At 71.5% G+C, this 14,786-nt stretch carries 9 protein-coding genes; 7 read left to right on the top strand and 2 right to left on the bottom strand.

The window, feature by feature from the left end; translation table 11 throughout:
* Window positions 1–66: 66 nt before the first annotated feature.
* Genes INR38_RS09555 through INR38_RS09525 form a run of 7 tightly spaced genes read left to right on the top strand, consistent with a single transcriptional unit; the run spans window position 67 to window position 12,743 of the window.
* The gene (locus INR38_RS09555; RefSeq protein WP_207442817.1) at window positions 67–3,063 is read left to right on the top strand and encodes a DUF4132 domain-containing protein; all 2,997 of its coding nucleotides are present in this window, start codon (window positions 67–69) and stop codon (window positions 3,061–3,063) included.
* A gap of 23 nt (window positions 3,064–3,086) precedes the next feature.
* Window positions 3,087–6,014: a DUF4132 domain-containing protein gene (locus tag INR38_RS09550; RefSeq protein ID WP_207442816.1), complete on the top strand. Its 2,928-nt coding sequence runs from the start codon at window positions 3,087–3,089 to the stop codon at window positions 6,012–6,014.
* Window positions 6,014–7,138 carry an AAA family ATPase gene (locus tag INR38_RS09545; RefSeq protein WP_207442815.1) on the top strand — a complete coding sequence of 375 codons (1,125 nt, stop codon included), beginning with the start codon at window positions 6,014–6,016 and terminating at the stop codon, window positions 7,136–7,138. Before INR38_RS09550 ends, INR38_RS09545 begins: the two co-directional genes overlap by 1 nt.
* Window positions 7,128–9,530: a DUF5682 family protein gene (locus INR38_RS09540; protein ID WP_207442814.1), complete on the top strand. Its 2,403-nt coding sequence runs from the start codon at window positions 7,128–7,130 to the stop codon at window positions 9,528–9,530. Before INR38_RS09545 ends, INR38_RS09540 begins: the two co-directional genes overlap by 11 nt.
* 47 nt (window positions 9,531–9,577) lie before the next feature.
* On the top strand, window positions 9,578–10,771 hold the full coding sequence (locus INR38_RS09535; protein ID WP_199960394.1) for a VWA domain-containing protein: 1,194 nt from the start codon (window positions 9,578–9,580) through the stop codon (window positions 10,769–10,771).
* Window positions 10,768–12,432 carry an SWIM zinc finger family protein gene (locus INR38_RS09530; protein ID WP_207442813.1) on the top strand — a complete coding sequence of 555 codons (1,665 nt, stop codon included), beginning with the start codon at window positions 10,768–10,770 and terminating at the stop codon, window positions 12,430–12,432. The genes INR38_RS09535 and INR38_RS09530 overlap by 4 nt, the downstream gene beginning before the upstream one ends.
* Window positions 12,429–12,743, top strand: a complete 315-nt coding sequence (locus INR38_RS09525; RefSeq protein ID WP_043821378.1) for a hypothetical protein — start codon at window positions 12,429–12,431, stop codon at window positions 12,741–12,743. The genes INR38_RS09530 and INR38_RS09525 overlap by 4 nt, the downstream gene beginning before the upstream one ends.
* On the opposite strand, the gene INR38_RS09520 is transcribed toward INR38_RS09525, so the two are convergent.
* Window positions 12,728–13,558, bottom strand: a complete 831-nt coding sequence (locus INR38_RS09520) for an isocitrate lyase/phosphoenolpyruvate mutase family protein (protein ID WP_207442812.1) — start codon at window positions 13,556–13,558, stop codon at window positions 12,728–12,730. The two genes, INR38_RS09525 and INR38_RS09520, sit on opposite strands and share 16 nt — an antisense overlap.
* A gap of 20 nt (window positions 13,559–13,578) precedes the next feature.
* Window positions 13,579–14,748 (bottom strand): hypothetical protein, encoded by a 1,170-nt coding sequence (locus tag INR38_RS09515; protein WP_207442811.1) that lies wholly within the window; start codon window positions 14,746–14,748, stop codon window positions 13,579–13,581.
* Between the last annotated feature and the right edge of the window lie 38 nt (window positions 14,749–14,786).

The raw sequence follows: 14,786 nt of genomic DNA, 5'->3' as shown, positions 1-14,786 counted from the left end.
TTGTGAACCTTTGCTCCCTTGAAACGTTGGCCGTCCGACCGCCCATCACCCAAGACCCCACAGACCATGAGCAACAACGAGACAGCAGTGCTTCCCCTGCAGGCTTTGTACGAACTGCACACGGCCGCGCCGGCCGGGCGCGAGGGCATGCCGGCCTTTGCCGCCGAACTGGCAAAGCGCCTGGCCCAGGGGCGCGATGCCGAGGTGGCGGACTTCCTGCGCGACAGCAGCAGCCTGTGCCAGGAACGGCTGCACCAGCTGCCCGGCGAGCATGCGCCCTGGCAGCGCGACCACGCGCTGTGGCTGGCGCTGGCGCGCATCAGCCTTCCGCTGGGACAGTTCTATGGGGGCAACTCGGGCGTGCCCCGGCGCAGTGCCGAGCTGACCGCAGAGCTGACGGCACTGGCCCGCGCCTGGCTGGATGACTGGGGCAGCCGCACCCACCAGCCCTGGAGATTGCGCGATGGCTACGACCTCGTGCTCAGGCAGGTGTTTGGCGTGCTGGGCCATGAAGGCATGTCCAGTGCCGAGATCATCGGCCTGCTGCGCTGGGCGCGGGAACTGAGCGCAAAGGCCGGCATTGCGCCCGGCGCGCAGTACTACTGCCACTGGCAGCACCTGCTGCACCAGCTGTCCGAGCCCGAACTGCTGGCCATGGCCATCGAGGACGGCGGCGGCCAGCTCAGCCGCGACATCGTCCAACGCCAGCTGCCGCTGCAGCGCACGCGGCCTGCAGCGCAGCGCTGGGCGCTGTGGCGAGATTTTTTTGCGCAATTCCCCGCCGTGCTTGACCAGCTGCGCCTGCCCGAGCCCGTGCTGATTGCATCGCGCTGGGAGACGGCCGATGCCGCGCGCCGCGACCTGCTGGCCCAGGACCTGTTCAAGGCCCTGTGCTTTGCCTCCGAAGAAGATTGGCCGCATGACCGTGTCCTGGTGGAGCGCATGCTGCAGACCGATGCCGCCCCCCTGGTCGCCTGGTTCAAGCAACTGGGCCACCTGGCGATCAATCCCGCCGTGGCGCAGCGGCTGTGGGACGCCCGGTGGCCGGCCCTGCTGCCGCTGCTATTGCCGGCCTGCGCAGACGGCTGCAAGCACGAATCCGACCGCGCCGGCTACGCCCCGGTGGCCGAGACCCTGCTGGCCGATCGCCCTGGCGACCTGGCCCGGCTGGCCGCCGGCCCGCTCACGCACCTGCTGCCCGCGCTGCGCGTGGACACGCTGCAGCGGCTGCTGCCGCAACTGGGCAAGGCCGCCTCCAGCAGTGCCTCCAAGGGCTTGCGTGCGGCGCTGGCCCAGGCCCTGTCTGCCCTGCCCGTGGATGCGCCCCAGGCCGCCGGCTGGCTGGCCAAGCCCAACAAGAACCTGGTGCTGGCCTACCGCGATGTGCTGGTGGCCCATCCTGATCCGGCGTCTGGCAGCCTGCTGTCGGCACTGCTGTCCGGTGGATTGCTGGACGTGGCCGAGCAAGGCCCGGTGCAGGCGCGACTGAAGGATCTGGGTGCCGCAGCCCCGGTTGCGGACGCAGCCAGGCCACCTGCCGGCGAGGCCGCGCCGGCAGGCAGCGATGGTGCCGGCTCCCTGGCAGAGCTTGAAGCCCAGGCCGCCAGCCTGCAGCGCCTGTCGCCCGCCATTGCCGCGCTGGACCAGCCGGCGCTGCTGGACCTGCTCGCGCCCCTGTCCGCCCAGGCCGCGCGTGCGCTGCTGCACCTGGCGGCCACCAGCCCGCAGGAGCTGCCGGGGCTGGCCAACCAACTGCTGGCCCAGGCCAGCGCCGAGAACCGTGCGCGGCTGGCCTTGGCCCTGGTCCAGCACTGGGTGGCTGCCGATGGCGCGCCCGAATCGCGCTGGGTGCTCAAGCTGCTGCCCGGCGCGGCGGACGACCGCATCGTCGATGTGCTGTCCTCGGCCGCCCTGGCCTGGCACAAGACGCGCAAGGAGCGCGCCGTGGTCGCGCTGCAGCAGCTCGGCCGGCTTGACACGGTCTATGCCCTGTCCTGCGTGCAGGCCCTGGCCACCGGCAAGACGCTCAAGCCCAGCGTGCTGGCTGCCGCGCAGGCCGTGCTGGCCGAGGCCGCCGCGCGGCGCGGCATGGCGCTGGCCGACCTCAGCGACGAGCTGACCCCGGACTTCGACTTGGGCCGGGGCGTGCAATTGCAGGTGGGCGCGCAGACCTATGACGTGCTGCTGCAGGGCGACCTGTCGCTGCGCCTGCGCACGCCGGCCGGCAAGCTGGTGCGCAGCCTGCCGGCCCTGGCCGACGAGGGCCTGCGCACGGAGTGGGATGCGGCCGACGCGCGGCTCAAGACGCTGTCCAAGGGCATCAAGGCCGTGCTGCAGCAGCAGGCGCCGCGCCTGCAGTCCTGCCTGATGCTGGGCCGGCACTGGCCGCTGGACACCTGGCGCCGCCTCTTCCTGGAGCACCCGCTGCTGCGCGTGGTGGCGCAGGGCCTGGTCTGGCGGGTGGAGCCCGCGGCCGGCCAGCCGTTCAGCCTGCGCATTGCCGAAGACCTGTCCCTGGTCAATGCCGAGAGCGATGCGGTGCAACTGCCGGCCGAGGGCCGCATCGCCCTGTGGCACCCCGCGCAGGCCACCGAACAGGAGCGTGCGCAGTGGCGCGAATGCCTGGCCGACTACGGCCTCAAGGCCCTGATCGAGCAGGTCGATGCGCCCGCCGACCTGCCGCTGGCCAGCCAGTGGCAGCAGGAACTGCTGCAGCCCCTGGCACCGATACGGCTCACGCAGCAGGCGCTGGACGGCCTGGCAGGCTCATGGCGCTTTCATGCCGGCCCCGTGTGCGATGGCCCCGGCATCTACCTGCACCTGCGGGACTTTGCCGTGCAGCGCTGGCGCGTGGAACTGCTGCACAGCGCGGCCATGCCGTACTACGAGCCCGGCCATGAGATTGACATCGAAGGCTTTGCCCTGCGCGACATGGCCGCCGACCGCCTGCTGCCCCCGGCCGAATGGCCGCTGCCGCTGCAGGCGTCGCTGTGCGCCATGCTCCAGGCCCTGGCTTCGCGCGCTGCGGGCGCTGCAGCCGCAGCAGCTGCAGCCCAGGTTTGACTCCCTCCAGAACCCCTGAATCCATGACCTCTTCGACCCTAGAACACACCGACCAGGCCACGCTGGAGGAACTGAGCGCCTCGCTGCCGCCCGCCGAACTGGTCCAGGTGCTGGCCAGCCGCATGCGCGCGGGCCGGCATGACGAAGTGGGCGCCTTCACGCGCAAGGCCTTCGACGACTATTCCAACCCCATCCGCGCCCTGGGCAACTTCGATCTGCCCTGGACCCATGACCATGAACTGTGGCTGGCCTTCGCGCGGCAGACCATCCCCTTCGGGCGCAGGATTGACGGCAGCCTGGACGGCGACATTCCACGCCACAGCCCCGAGCTTGCGGCCGAGTTCGAGCAGATGGCGCGCGCCAGCCTGGCCCGTCCACCTGCGCCGGACGGCGACAACGACTACCGTGAAATCCGCATCCTGGACATGTTCGGCTGGCTCTGGTACCCGGGCATCAGCCGCGAACGGGTGATGCAGCTGCTGGACTGGGCCGCAGAGCTGAACGTCCAGTCTGGCGCCAGGTATGACAGAGTCGACTGGAAGCTGCTGCTGGGCAGCCTGGAAGACCAGGACCTGATGGAGCTGGCCGAGCGCGGCGGCGCGCTCTATGCCGACATCCGCGATGTCTACATGACGCGGCACCGCGACGTTCCGCACCCGCAGCGCTGCGCGCCCTGGTACGACTTCTACCGCCGCCATCCCGACTGGTTCGACGACAAGCCCATCAACGAAGACCCGGGCCTGATCGCGCTGCGCTGGGACCTGGGCGCCGACGCCCAGCGGCGGCTGGAACTGGTCAACCTGCTGCTGGGCAGGGCGGACCGCGAGCCGGCTGATTACTTCATCCCCATATTCGACCGCCTGGTGCGGGAGGATGCCGCGCCCTTCGTCGCCTGGATCGAAGGATGGCAGCCCAAGTACCACTTCGATGCGGTGGTCGCCCAGCAGATCTGGAAGGCACGCTACCCGGAGCTTTTGCCCCATCTGCTGCGCTGCATATTGCAGGTATCGCGCATTGAGCCCTTCATCGGCCTGCTCAACCAGATGCTGGCCGAGCAGCCCGACTATCTGCGCGAGATTCCCACCGTGCGCCTGGCCCCGCTGCTGGCGCAGCTGGACCCGGCCATGCTGCATGCCCGGCTGCCCCTGCTGGGCGAACTGCTGGCGGCCAGCAGCTCACGGGCGCTGCGCGAAGCGGTGGCGCGCTTCATGCAAGGGCTGGATGCGCAGGCCGTAGGCGCTGTCTTCGAGTCCAACGCCTGGCTGCAGCGGCGCGAGAAGGCGATGCAGCTGGCCTGCCGCGACATCCTGCTGGCCCATCCCGATCCCGGGGTCGCGCCGCTGCTGCAGGCGCTGCTGCGCACGGGCCTGGACCTGGGCTCCGAAAGCATGGTCGAGGGCCGGCTGCTGGCCCTGGGTGTCCCAGTGCCGGGCGCTCTGACCGTGGCGCAGGGGGAGGGGGGCCGGGTCCCGCTCGATGCGCTGGAGGCCCGCGTGGCGCGCTTCAAGCGCTTTTCCAGCAGCATCAAGGCCTATGACCAGCCAGAGACCCTGGCGCTGTTCGCGCCGCTGTCCGGGCATGCGGCCCGCACCGTGCTGCACCTGGTGTCCACGGCCGAGGAAGAGCTGCCGCCGCTGGTGGAGCAGTTGCTGGCCCATGTGCCGGCCGAAAGCCGCGCCCAGCTGTCCCTGCACCTGGTCAATGCCTGGGTGGCCCTGGAGGGCGAGCCCAAGGCGCGCTGGGCGCTGCGACTGGCCAACGGCCATGTCGACGACCGCCTGGTGCAGACCCTGGTGGCCGCCGTGAAAGCCTGGGGCTGGAGCAAGAAGCTGCGCGCCATCATCGCCGTGGAGCAGCTCGGTGCGTTGGACACGCTGTATGCGCTGTCCCAGGTCCAGACCCTGTCCACCTCGCGCAAGCTCAAGGACCTGGTGATTGAAGCCACGCATGACGCGCTCAAGGCGGCCGCCCAGCGGCGCGGCCTGAGCCTGATCGAGCTGTATGACGAGCTGACGCCCGATTTCGGCCTGGGCGGCGAAGGCCTGGTGCTGGAGGTGGGCTCGCAGCGCTACCGCCTGCAGCTGCAGGGCGACCTGAGCCTGCGCGTGGTGGGCGACAAGGGCAAGGCCTCCAAGACCCTGCCTGCGCTCAAGGACGAATCGCTGCGCCTGCAGTGGAATGCGGCCCAGGCCGAATTCAAGACCGTTGCCGCTGGCGTCAAGGCCATCGCCAGGCAGCAGGTGCCGCGCCTGGGTACCGCCTTCATGACGGGACAGCGCTGGTCCGTCCCGCGCTGGCGCAGATTGTTCCTGCTGCATCCCCTGCTGCGCATCGTGGGCCGCAGCCTGATCTGGCGGTTGGAGCAGGGCGCGAGCTTTCGCATTGCCGAGGACTTTTCCCTGCTCGACGCCAAAGACGATGCCGTGGAGCTGCCCGACGATGCGCAGGTGCTGCTCTGGCATCCGGTCGATGCCGCAGCGGGCGAGGTTGAGGCCTGGCGCACCTGCCTGGCCGACTACGAGCTGCAGCCGCTGATCGACCAGCTGAACGCAGGCGCACAACTGCCCGAAGCCGGACAGTGGAAGAACCATGCACTGCACCCCGCCGGCCCGCTGCAGATACGCCAGGGCGCGCTGTCCGGCCTGCTGGCCAAGTGGAACTACCGCCCCGGCCCCGTGGGGGACGGCCCCGGCATCTACGAGCACAAGCTGGACCTGGCAGGCCCGCAGCTGTACATCGAACTCCACCACGGGCGCTACCTGCCGTTCATGGACCTGGACAACCGCGTGGACATCAACCATGCCGTGGTCTATGACAGCAGCCATCGCGGCGAAGATGGCCGCTGGCCCCGGCTGCAGCCGCAGCAGTGGCCGCGCGCGCTGCAGGCCACGCTGATGGCGCAGTTCGCGGCCATCGCCGCCAAATCGGCCAGCACCAAAGAGAGCGACTGATGGCCACCAAACGCATTGCAGCGGCCACCCCGGAGCCTGCCGCCCAGCGGCTGCCGGCCGAGATGGCCCACGCCCAGGAACTCGCGGCCCTGCAGGCCGCCGACCAGGGCCCGCGCCCCGACGGCTGGCGCCTGAGCCCGCGCTCCGTGCGGCGCTTCATCCTGGGCGGCCCGGCCCCGGATGGCGGCGGGCCGGCCATCGCGCGCAAGATCCACGGCAACGATGCCCTGGTCGAGCGCGCCATCGTCACCCTGGCCGGCCAGCGCGGCCTGATGCTGGTGGGCGAGCCGGGCACGGCCAAGTCCTTGCTGTCCGAGCTGCTGGCCGCCGCCATCAGCGGCGACAGCAAGCTCACCGTGCAGGGCGGTGCCGGCGTGGTGGAAGAGCAGATCCGCTACGGCTGGAACTACGCCCTGCTGCTGCGCGACGGCCCCGGCCCCGAAGCCCTGGTGCCCGGCCCGCTGCACCGCGCCATGGGGGAAGGGCGGCTGCTGCGTTTCGAGGAAATCACGCGCTGCTCCACCGAAGTGCAGGACTGCATGGTGCCCGTGCTCTCCGAGCGGCTGCTGCAGATTCCCGAACTCAAGCACGAGCAGCCCTGGCTGCTGGCACGGCCGGGCTTCAATGTGATTGCCACGGCCAACCTGCGCGATCGCGGCGTCAACGAGATGTCGGCCGCGCTCAAGCGCCGCTTCAACTTCGAGACCATGCGCCCGCTCGAAGGCGTGGCCGCGCAGGCCGCGCTGATAGGGCAGGAGGTGGACCGCGCACTGGCGCAGCAGCGCATCGGCACCACCGTCGCGCCCGATGTGCTGGCCCTGCTGGCCACGGCCTTCCAGGAGCTGCGCAGCGGCAGCGTGGAGGGGACGGCCGTGGAGCGGCCGGGCACCGTGCTGTCCACGGCCGAGGCCATCGACGTGGCCTTCAACGCCGCCTGCCAGTGCTGGTACTTCGGGCAGGAGCAGGTGGGACCCGCCCACCTGGCGCGCCACCTGCTGGGCACGGTGATCAAGGACGACGACGAGGACCGGCGCCGTTTCGCCGAATACCTGCGCGTGGTGGCACGCCAGCGCGCAGGGCAGCCGCAGTGGCAGGACTTTGTCGCAGGCGGCCGTGAGCACTGACCCTGCCGCGTGGCTGGCGCCGCTGCCGCAGCTGCGCCTGGTGCCCGTGCGCCACCACAGCCCGCGCTGCGCCCACCACCTGCGCGCGTTGATGCGCGAGTTCAAGCCCACCCACGTGCTGATCGAAGGCCCGGGCGAGCTCGATGCCCTGCTGCCCGCGCTGCAGCACGCCCAGGCGCGTCCCCCGCTGGCCGCCTACCTGCATGCGGCCATGGCCGGGCCCGGCGCGGCCGAGCAAGACTGGCGCTGCCGTTGCTACGTGCCCTTTGCCGCCTTCTCGCCCGAATGGGTGGCCCTGCGCGAGGCGGCGCGGCTGCGCAGCGCCGTGCGCTTCATCGACCTGCCCTATGCCGACAGGCTGGCGCAGGCCGCGCAGCTGGACTACTTCGCCTGTGCGCCCGAACCCCTGCTGGCCGACGAGCCCGCGCGGCGCGCGCCCGATGTGCTGGCCGGCCTCATCCAGGCCAGCGGCTGCCGCGACTTCGACGAATGGTGGGACCGGCATTACGAATCCGGCAACGAGGACGCCTCGCCCCAGGCGTACTTTGCCGGCGTGCTGGCCTTCAGCCAGCTGCTGCGCGAGCGCGAGCAAGGCGCGGGCGGCAGCGGCATGGATGCCGAGGACGTGGCCCGTGAGGCCCACATGGCCGCCCAGGTCAGCGCGGCCCTGGCCGAAGGCGGGCGCTGCCTGGTGGTCTGCGGCGGCTTCCATGTGCCTGGCATTGTTGCCGGCCTCTCGGCCCCCGCCCGGCCTGCGGACGCCAGGCCCGCCATCGATGTGGGCGTGCACCTCATTGCCTACACGCTGCAGCGGCTGGAGCGCGCCAGCGGCTACGCGGCCGGCATGCCCATGCCTGGCTACTACCAGGGCGTTTGGCAGGCGCTGGAGCAGGGCGCTTCGCAACCCGATGCCCAGGCCTGGCCCGAGATGGCGGCACGCACCGTGAACAGCCTGCGCGCCCGGGGCATGCCCCCCAGCCTGCCTGACGCGGCCGAGGCCGTGCGCCTGGCCCATGGCCTGGCCGCCTTGCGCGCCTGCCGCGGCGGCCGGGCCGAGCTGCTGGAAGCGCTGGACAGCGCCGTGTTCAAGGAGCATGCCCAGGCCCTGCGACCGCAGCCCATGGTGCAGCAGACCGGGCAGCAGATTGGTCAATGGCTGCTGGACGCCGACGACTACGGCCAGCTGCCACCCAACGCGCCGGCCGCCCCGCTGCTGGTCGATGTGCAGGCCTTCTGCCTGCGCCACCGCCTGCCCGTGCGGCCCGCCGCACCCGTGCGCAAGGAGCTGGACATCTACCGCAGCGCGCGCCACCGCCGGCTGTCGCAGGGGCTGCACCGCCTGTGCTACCTGGGCGTGCCCTATGCGCAGCGCTTGGCCGGGCCGGACTTCGTGGCGGGCACGGGCCTGGCGCGTGTGCGCGAGGTCTGGACGCTGGGCTGGCAGGTCGAGACCACGGTGGCCCTGACCGAGGCCATGTGCCACGGCTCCAGCCTGGAGGAAGCCGCGGTGCACCTCGTGCGCGAGCGCCTGGCGCAGACGGCCCACACGGAGCCCGCGCAGCGCGTGCTGGAGGTGCTGGTCATGGGGCTGGACGGCATCGCCCAGCAGGTGCTGGACACCGTGCAGGCCTGGATGGAGCGCAGCCACGACGCGCTGGCCCTGGCCCGCGCCACGTGCTGCCTGGCCCTGGCCTACGAGGCCCGCCATGCGCTGGGCGGCGTGGGCCTGGCGCGCCTGCTGCCGCTGCTGCGGCGTTGCTTTGCGCAGGCCTGCCTGCGCCTGCCCTGGCTGGGCGAGGGCGATGCATCCCAGCAGGCACAGTCCCTGGATGCCCTGGCCGATCTGCACGGCATGGTCTGCCGTCACGCGCCCTGGGCCGACGCCGGCCTGTTCCACGATGCCTGTGCCGCCCTGCATGAGGCAGGCGCCGACAGCACGCCCGCGCGCGTGCGCGGTGCCACCGCCGGCATTCTGAGCATGGCCGGCCGCTGGCAGATCGCGCAGACCGATGCCGCCCTGCGCGCCATGCTGGGCCTGGCGAAGGTCGATGGCGCCGCCATGGGCGAATACCTGCAGGGCTTTGTGCGCGTGGCCAAGGGCTGGCTGCTCAGCCATCCGCCGCTGCTGCGCCTGCTCAGTGACGGCATTGCGCACTGGCCGGAAGACGCCTTCCTGGCCGGCCTGCCTGCCTTGCGGCTGGCCTTTGCCCAGCTGACCCGTGCCGAACTGCGGCAGCTGGCCGGGCGGCTGGCGGGTCTGTCGGGCGCGGCCACGCCACCCGGCGCAACCACACTGGCCTCCGTGCACCTGCCATCGGACGAGGCCCTGGCGCACAGCCGCGCCTTGGCGGCCCAGGTGGGCCGGCTGCTGCAACCCTGGGGACTGTCATGAGCCGGGAAGATCCGCCAATGCACGAACCGCCAATGCACGAGCCGCCAATGCAGGAACAGGCAATCGATGCCGCCACCCTGCGGCGCTGGCGCCTCATCCTCGGGCCCGAAGCCGCCCAGCCCCTGGCTGCCGCGCAGCCGCTCGATGACGCCGATGCGCGCCGCGACGCGGCACTGGACTATCTCTACCAGCGCGAGCACCACCTGCGCGAGCAGGCGAACGCCTCGGGCACCGATGCGTGGCAGGGCGGGGGCGGGCAGTCCGCGCGCCAGGGCGGCAGCGGCGTGCCTGAGCCGCAGGCCGTGCACTGGCTGGGCGAGGTGCGCGACCTGTTCCCGCGCAGCGCCGTGGAAACGCTGCAGCGCGATGCGCTGTCGCGCTATGGGCTCCACGGCCTGCTCAGTGATCCCCAGGTCCTGGCCGAGGCCACGCCGAGCATCGAACTGGTGGCCGCCTTGATGGCGGTGCGCACCAGCCTGCCCCCCGAGGTGCTGGCCGAGGCCCGCCGGCTGGTGGCGCGCGTGGTGGCCGATCTGCAGGCGCGGCTGTCCTCGCGCGTGCACTCGGCCCTGGGGCGGCGGCGCAGGCGCCGCAGCAGCCGGGGCCAGGGGCAGATGAGCGATCTGGACTGGCCGCGCACCCTGCGCCACAACCTGCGCCACTACCAGAGCGAGGAGCAGGTGCTGGTGCTGGAGCGCCTGTTCTTCAGGGAGAACGAAGCACAGCGCCTGACCTGGGACCTGTGGCTGGTGGTGGACCAGAGCGGGTCCATGCATGAATCCGTCATCCACAGCGCCGTCATGGGCAGCATCTTTGCGCGCGTGCGCGCCCTGCGCACCCATGTGCTGCTGTTCTCCGATGCGGTGGCCGATGTCACCGGCCAGCTGCATGCGCCCGAAGAGCTGCTGCTGGGCGCGCAACTGGGCGGGGGCACCAACATCGGCGCGGCACTGGCGCATGTGGCCGGGCAGCTTGCCGCGCCGCGCCGCAGCGTGATCGTGCTGATCACCGACCTGTACGAAGGCCATGACGAGGCCCGCGTTATCGCCGAGACAGAGCGGCTGGTTGCCAGTGGCGCCCGCGTGCTGGTGCTGGCTGCGCTCGACCGCCGCGCCCACCCCGACTATGACCGCGACCTGGCCGCGCAACTGGTGGCGCGCGGCGCCCAGGTTGCCGCCATGACGCCCGACCATCTGGTGGACTGGCTGGCACGTGCCATGCAGGGAGGGCGATCCTCATGATGCAGGAATGGCTGCGCACCCTGGACGATGACGCCATTGCCGATTGGGCCAACAAGGGCCTGCTCAAGCGCGGGGGCAAGGCCCTGGCGGCGGTGGATGCAGGGCAGTGGGAACTGGCGGCCAACCAGGCCCGCGCCGGCATCGAAGGCCATGTCCAGACCCTGGCCGGCGCGGGCTTTGCCACGCTGCAATGCAGCTGCCCCGCCTTTGGCCCCTGCCACCATCTGTGCGCCTTGCTGCTGGGCCTGCGGGCGCGGCTGGCCCACGAGACCCCGGCCGATGGCATGGCCCAGGCGCCCGCTGCCCCGTGGCTCGACGGCGATGCCGGCGCCGTGGCCCAGGCCTTTGGAATGGCCGCCCAGCGCAAGGCCCTGCGCTGGATGGCCCAGGGCTTCGAGGCGGTGCTAGAAGAGGCCCCGGCCACGCTGATTGGCGAACTGTCCAACCCCGACGAAGTCACCGTGCGCCTGCCGCGTGCCGGTGGCCTGGCGGCGGCCAGTTGCAGCTGCAAGGCAGCGGCCTGCGCCCACCGCGCCCTGGTGGCATTGCAGGCCCGGCGCCTGGCGGGCGCACCCATGCCGGAGCTGCCGGCGCATGTGCTGGAAGCCGGCGCACTGCAGCGGCTGGCCCAGGCGCGCCAATGGCTGACCGGCTGGGTACTGCAGGGCCGTGCAGGCATGAGCCCTGCCTTTCTGGACCAGGGCGAAGCGCTGGCCACCGAACTGCGCCAGGCCGACCTGCCGCGCCCTGCCAGCGTGCTCAACCTGCTGGTACGCGCCTTGCGTGACGAGCGCGCAGGGCGTGCCGGTGCGGCCGAACGCGTGGCGCCCTTGCTGGCCGCGCTGTGGATGCTGCTGCGCGGCCTGGCGCAACAGCCCATGCCACGGCCCCTGAGCGAACTGGCGGGCGTGCACAGGCGCAGCTACCGGCGCGTGCAAGGCCTTTGCCTGCACGCCGTGGCAGCCGAGCTATGGCATGCGCGCGGCGGGCAGCGCGGGTTTTCCGTGCATTTGCAGGACGCGGCCAGCGGTCGGTATCTGACCTGGTCCGCATCGCGCGCCGAAGGCTTCGACCCGGAGTGGGAACCGGCCGGGGCGCTGGACTCGGAAACCCTGGGCGGCCTCACCGCCAGGCAACTGCTGCAAGGCCCCCATGTGCTGCTGGATGGCTGGGCCAGCGACGATGGCCGCCTGTCGGCGCGCGACGCCACGCGGCTGGCACCGGCCCAGGAGACAGGCGCACAGCCGGGGGCCGACGATCCCCAGGCCCTGCTGCAGCGCCATCTGCAGGAGCTGCATGCCGACCCCTGGCGTCAGCAGCCGCCCCTTTGGGCACGGCTGCAGGTGGCCGGCAGCGGCCTGGCGCAGCGTGACGAGCTGCTGCAGCGCTGGACGATTGCATTGCAGTCGCCGGTGCCCGGGCCTTCCCTGTCCCTGGTGGGCGATCTGCACGGCATGCAGGGCAGGGCGGGTGAGGCATTGCGCAGGGAGCTGGCGCGCGGCCGCGTGCTGCGGGAAGTCTTTGGCCGCGTGGAATTCGTGGCCGGACGATTGCAGATGACCGTGGCATCGGTGCGCTGGCGGGACGGCGCGGACTGGCACCATCCCAGCACGGCCTGGAAGCCGCCGCTTGCCGAAGTCGGTGTGGAGAAGGCGCCATGAGCAATTCAAGCAAAGCAAGCAACGAGAGCACCACCGCGCCGCTGCGCCATTGGCTGGCACAAGGCCAGGCCTGGCTGGCCGACATGCAGGCCGCAGGCCTGGCAGGCGCGGGCATGCCGCTGCTGGCCGCCGGCCGGGCCTGGGCCGATGAGGGCGCGCTGCTGGGCTGGGGCGCCCTGGCTAGGCAGATGGACGGCGTGCTGGACCCGCAGCTGCCGCCGGCGGAGCGCGCGGCCGCCCTGCTCGATATCGCGGTTTGGGTCATGACCGCGCAGCGGCTGCAGGCCGGTGCGGATCAGTCCTTGCCCTGAAAAAAAAAGCCATTGAGTTCGGCGCCCGGCGTGGCCTGGGCGAACGCGTCGAAGCGCCCCGTCTCGGCAATGGAGCGCGCCGCATGCAGAAAGCCGCCCCAGGCTGCGCGCGCCAGTGCGCCGCCCACGCTGATGCGGCGCACGCCCATGGCCTCGGCATCCTGCAGGCTCCATTCGCTGGCCCCTCCGATCAGCAGATTCACCGGCTTGGGTGCCACGGCCGCCACCACGGCACGGATCTGCTCGGCGCTGCGGATGCCGGGTGCGTACAGGCAGTCAGCGCCGGCCTCGGCATAGGCCTTGAGCCGGGCAATGGTGTCGTCCAGATCGGGCCGGCCCACGAAGAAATTCTCCGCACGCCCGACCAGCAAGGTGCCGCCACCGGCCTCGTCGATGGCGGCACGGGCGGCGCGCAGCCGGGCCACGGCTTCCTCGATGCTGCGCAAGGGGTTGGCTGCATCGCCCGACGAGTCTTCGATGGACAGGCCCGCCACGCCGGTGTCCACGGCCATGCGCACGCTTTCGGCGACCTCCTGCGGGTCCAGGCCGAAGCCGCTTTCAAAGTCCGCATTCACGGGCAGATCGGTGGCCGCGACCAGGCTGCGCAGATGCTCCAGCGTCATCTCGCGGGAGATGGCGCCATCGGGCTGGCCCAGCGACCAGGCATGGCCCGAGCTGGTGCTGGCCAGCGCCTTGAAGCCCAGGCCCTGCAGCATGCGGGCGCTGCCCGCATCCCAGGGATTGGGCAGTACAAAGCAGCCCTGGCGGTGCAGGGCGTGGAAGGTGGCGCGCTTTTGTTCGGTGGTGGGGGTCATGGGGGCACTCCGTTGCAGGGTCAGGGCGCTGGTGGAAACAGCAGGGGCCGCGCGGCCAGGGACGGCAGCACGCAAGCCACATCATGGGCGCAGTCCGGCACCACGACGAAGCGGCGTGGCCGCTGCGGCGCCAGCAGCTCGCGCTCGTAGGCCGCGAAGGCGTGGCCTCGCTGCAGCCGGAACGGGCCTTGCAGCATGGCGGCGCAGGACTTGTCGAGGATGGGATAGAACGCCCCCTTGTCCGCGCTGCTGTCCAGGGCGCCTTCCAGGTAGTCGATCTGCGCGGCCGCATAGCGGGCCCGCGCGGCAGCCGCATTGCGCCCCAGGTGGCCGGGCAGGTCCTGCAGGCCGTACTTCCAGCGGTCATGGCCTGGACAGGCGCTGGCGGCGGGCGGCACCTGGAAGACATAGCTGCACGCCCCCGGAAACGCCGCGCCTGTGCCGCAGGCTGCCCAGTCGGTGCTCTGCCCGGCCATCTTCGGCTGTGGCCGCACGGGATCGAAATACAGCCAGGTGCCCGGATCGGCGATCACATAGCGCAAGGTCACGGAACCCGGCGCATCGGCTGCAAAGGCCACGCTGTGCTGCAGCATCTGCGCCCCAGCCGAAAACCCCGCCAGGGTCACGCTGCGCAGGCCGGGCCAGCGCTGCACGAGCTCGGCCACCAGCGCATCCAGCGCGGCGAAAGAACCTATCGGATGCGGCCCCAGCGAGGGCTCGCCGGCCAGCCAGCCCGCGCAGGTCCATACCGCGTCTGCGCTCCCGGCTGCTGGCACGCCACGGCTGTGGCAATGCGCAGCCTGGTCCTCGGGCACCTGGTACAGCGGGGCGATGACCAGGGTGTCCTGCAGCCGCTGCGCGCCTTCGGCGGCCCGCAGGCCGGCCTCGAAGCTGCGGTTGGCATCGCGCGGATGCCCGTGCATCACCACCAGCGCGGACCGGGGCATGGCGCCGTTGCTGGCCCCCGGCGCCTGCGATGCGTAGTAGCGCATGCGCCCCGCATCGCCGGGCAGGTTGAAGGATTGCAGGCAGGCGGTGTCGGCCCGGTGCCTGCAAACGGAAGCATCGGCGGATGCAGTGGCAGACGCAGCCGCGGTGACAGGTTCGGGAGCTGGCGCTTGCGCCAGCGCCTCGACCGAGATCGCCAGAAACAGCAACAGCAGGGGGCGCAGAGGACGGATGGACGGCATGTGCGGGACGTCATTCGCAGGGGTGGGTCGGCCTGCTA

Source organism: Delftia sp. SD018, from assembly GCF_017355445.1.
In the GTDB taxonomy this organism is placed as follows: Bacteria; Pseudomonadota; Gammaproteobacteria; order Burkholderiales; family Burkholderiaceae_C; genus Comamonas; species Comamonas acidovorans.
This window is presented reverse-complemented; position numbering and strand designations above follow the sequence as displayed.

Coding starts and splice junctions, on each gene's coding strand:
- INR38_RS09550 (WP_207442816.1), top strand. CDS start 3,087: ATGACCTCTTCGACCCTAGAACACACCGACCAGGCCACGCTGGAGGAA.
- INR38_RS09515 (WP_207442811.1), bottom strand. CDS start 14,748: ATGCCGTCCATCCGTCCTCTGCGCCCCCTGCTGTTGCTGTTTCTGGCG.
- INR38_RS09545 (WP_207442815.1), top strand. CDS start 6,014: ATGGCCACCAAACGCATTGCAGCGGCCACCCCGGAGCCTGCCGCCCAG.
- INR38_RS09530 (WP_207442813.1), top strand. CDS start 10,768: ATGATGCAGGAATGGCTGCGCACCCTGGACGATGACGCCATTGCCGAT.
- INR38_RS09525 (WP_043821378.1), top strand. CDS start 12,429: ATGAGCAATTCAAGCAAAGCAAGCAACGAGAGCACCACCGCGCCGCTG.
- INR38_RS09535 (WP_199960394.1), top strand. CDS start 9,578: ATGCAGGAACAGGCAATCGATGCCGCCACCCTGCGGCGCTGGCGCCTC.
- INR38_RS09520 (WP_207442812.1), bottom strand. CDS start 13,558: ATGACCCCCACCACCGAACAAAAGCGCGCCACCTTCCACGCCCTGCAC.
- INR38_RS09555 (WP_207442817.1), top strand. CDS start 67: ATGAGCAACAACGAGACAGCAGTGCTTCCCCTGCAGGCTTTGTACGAA.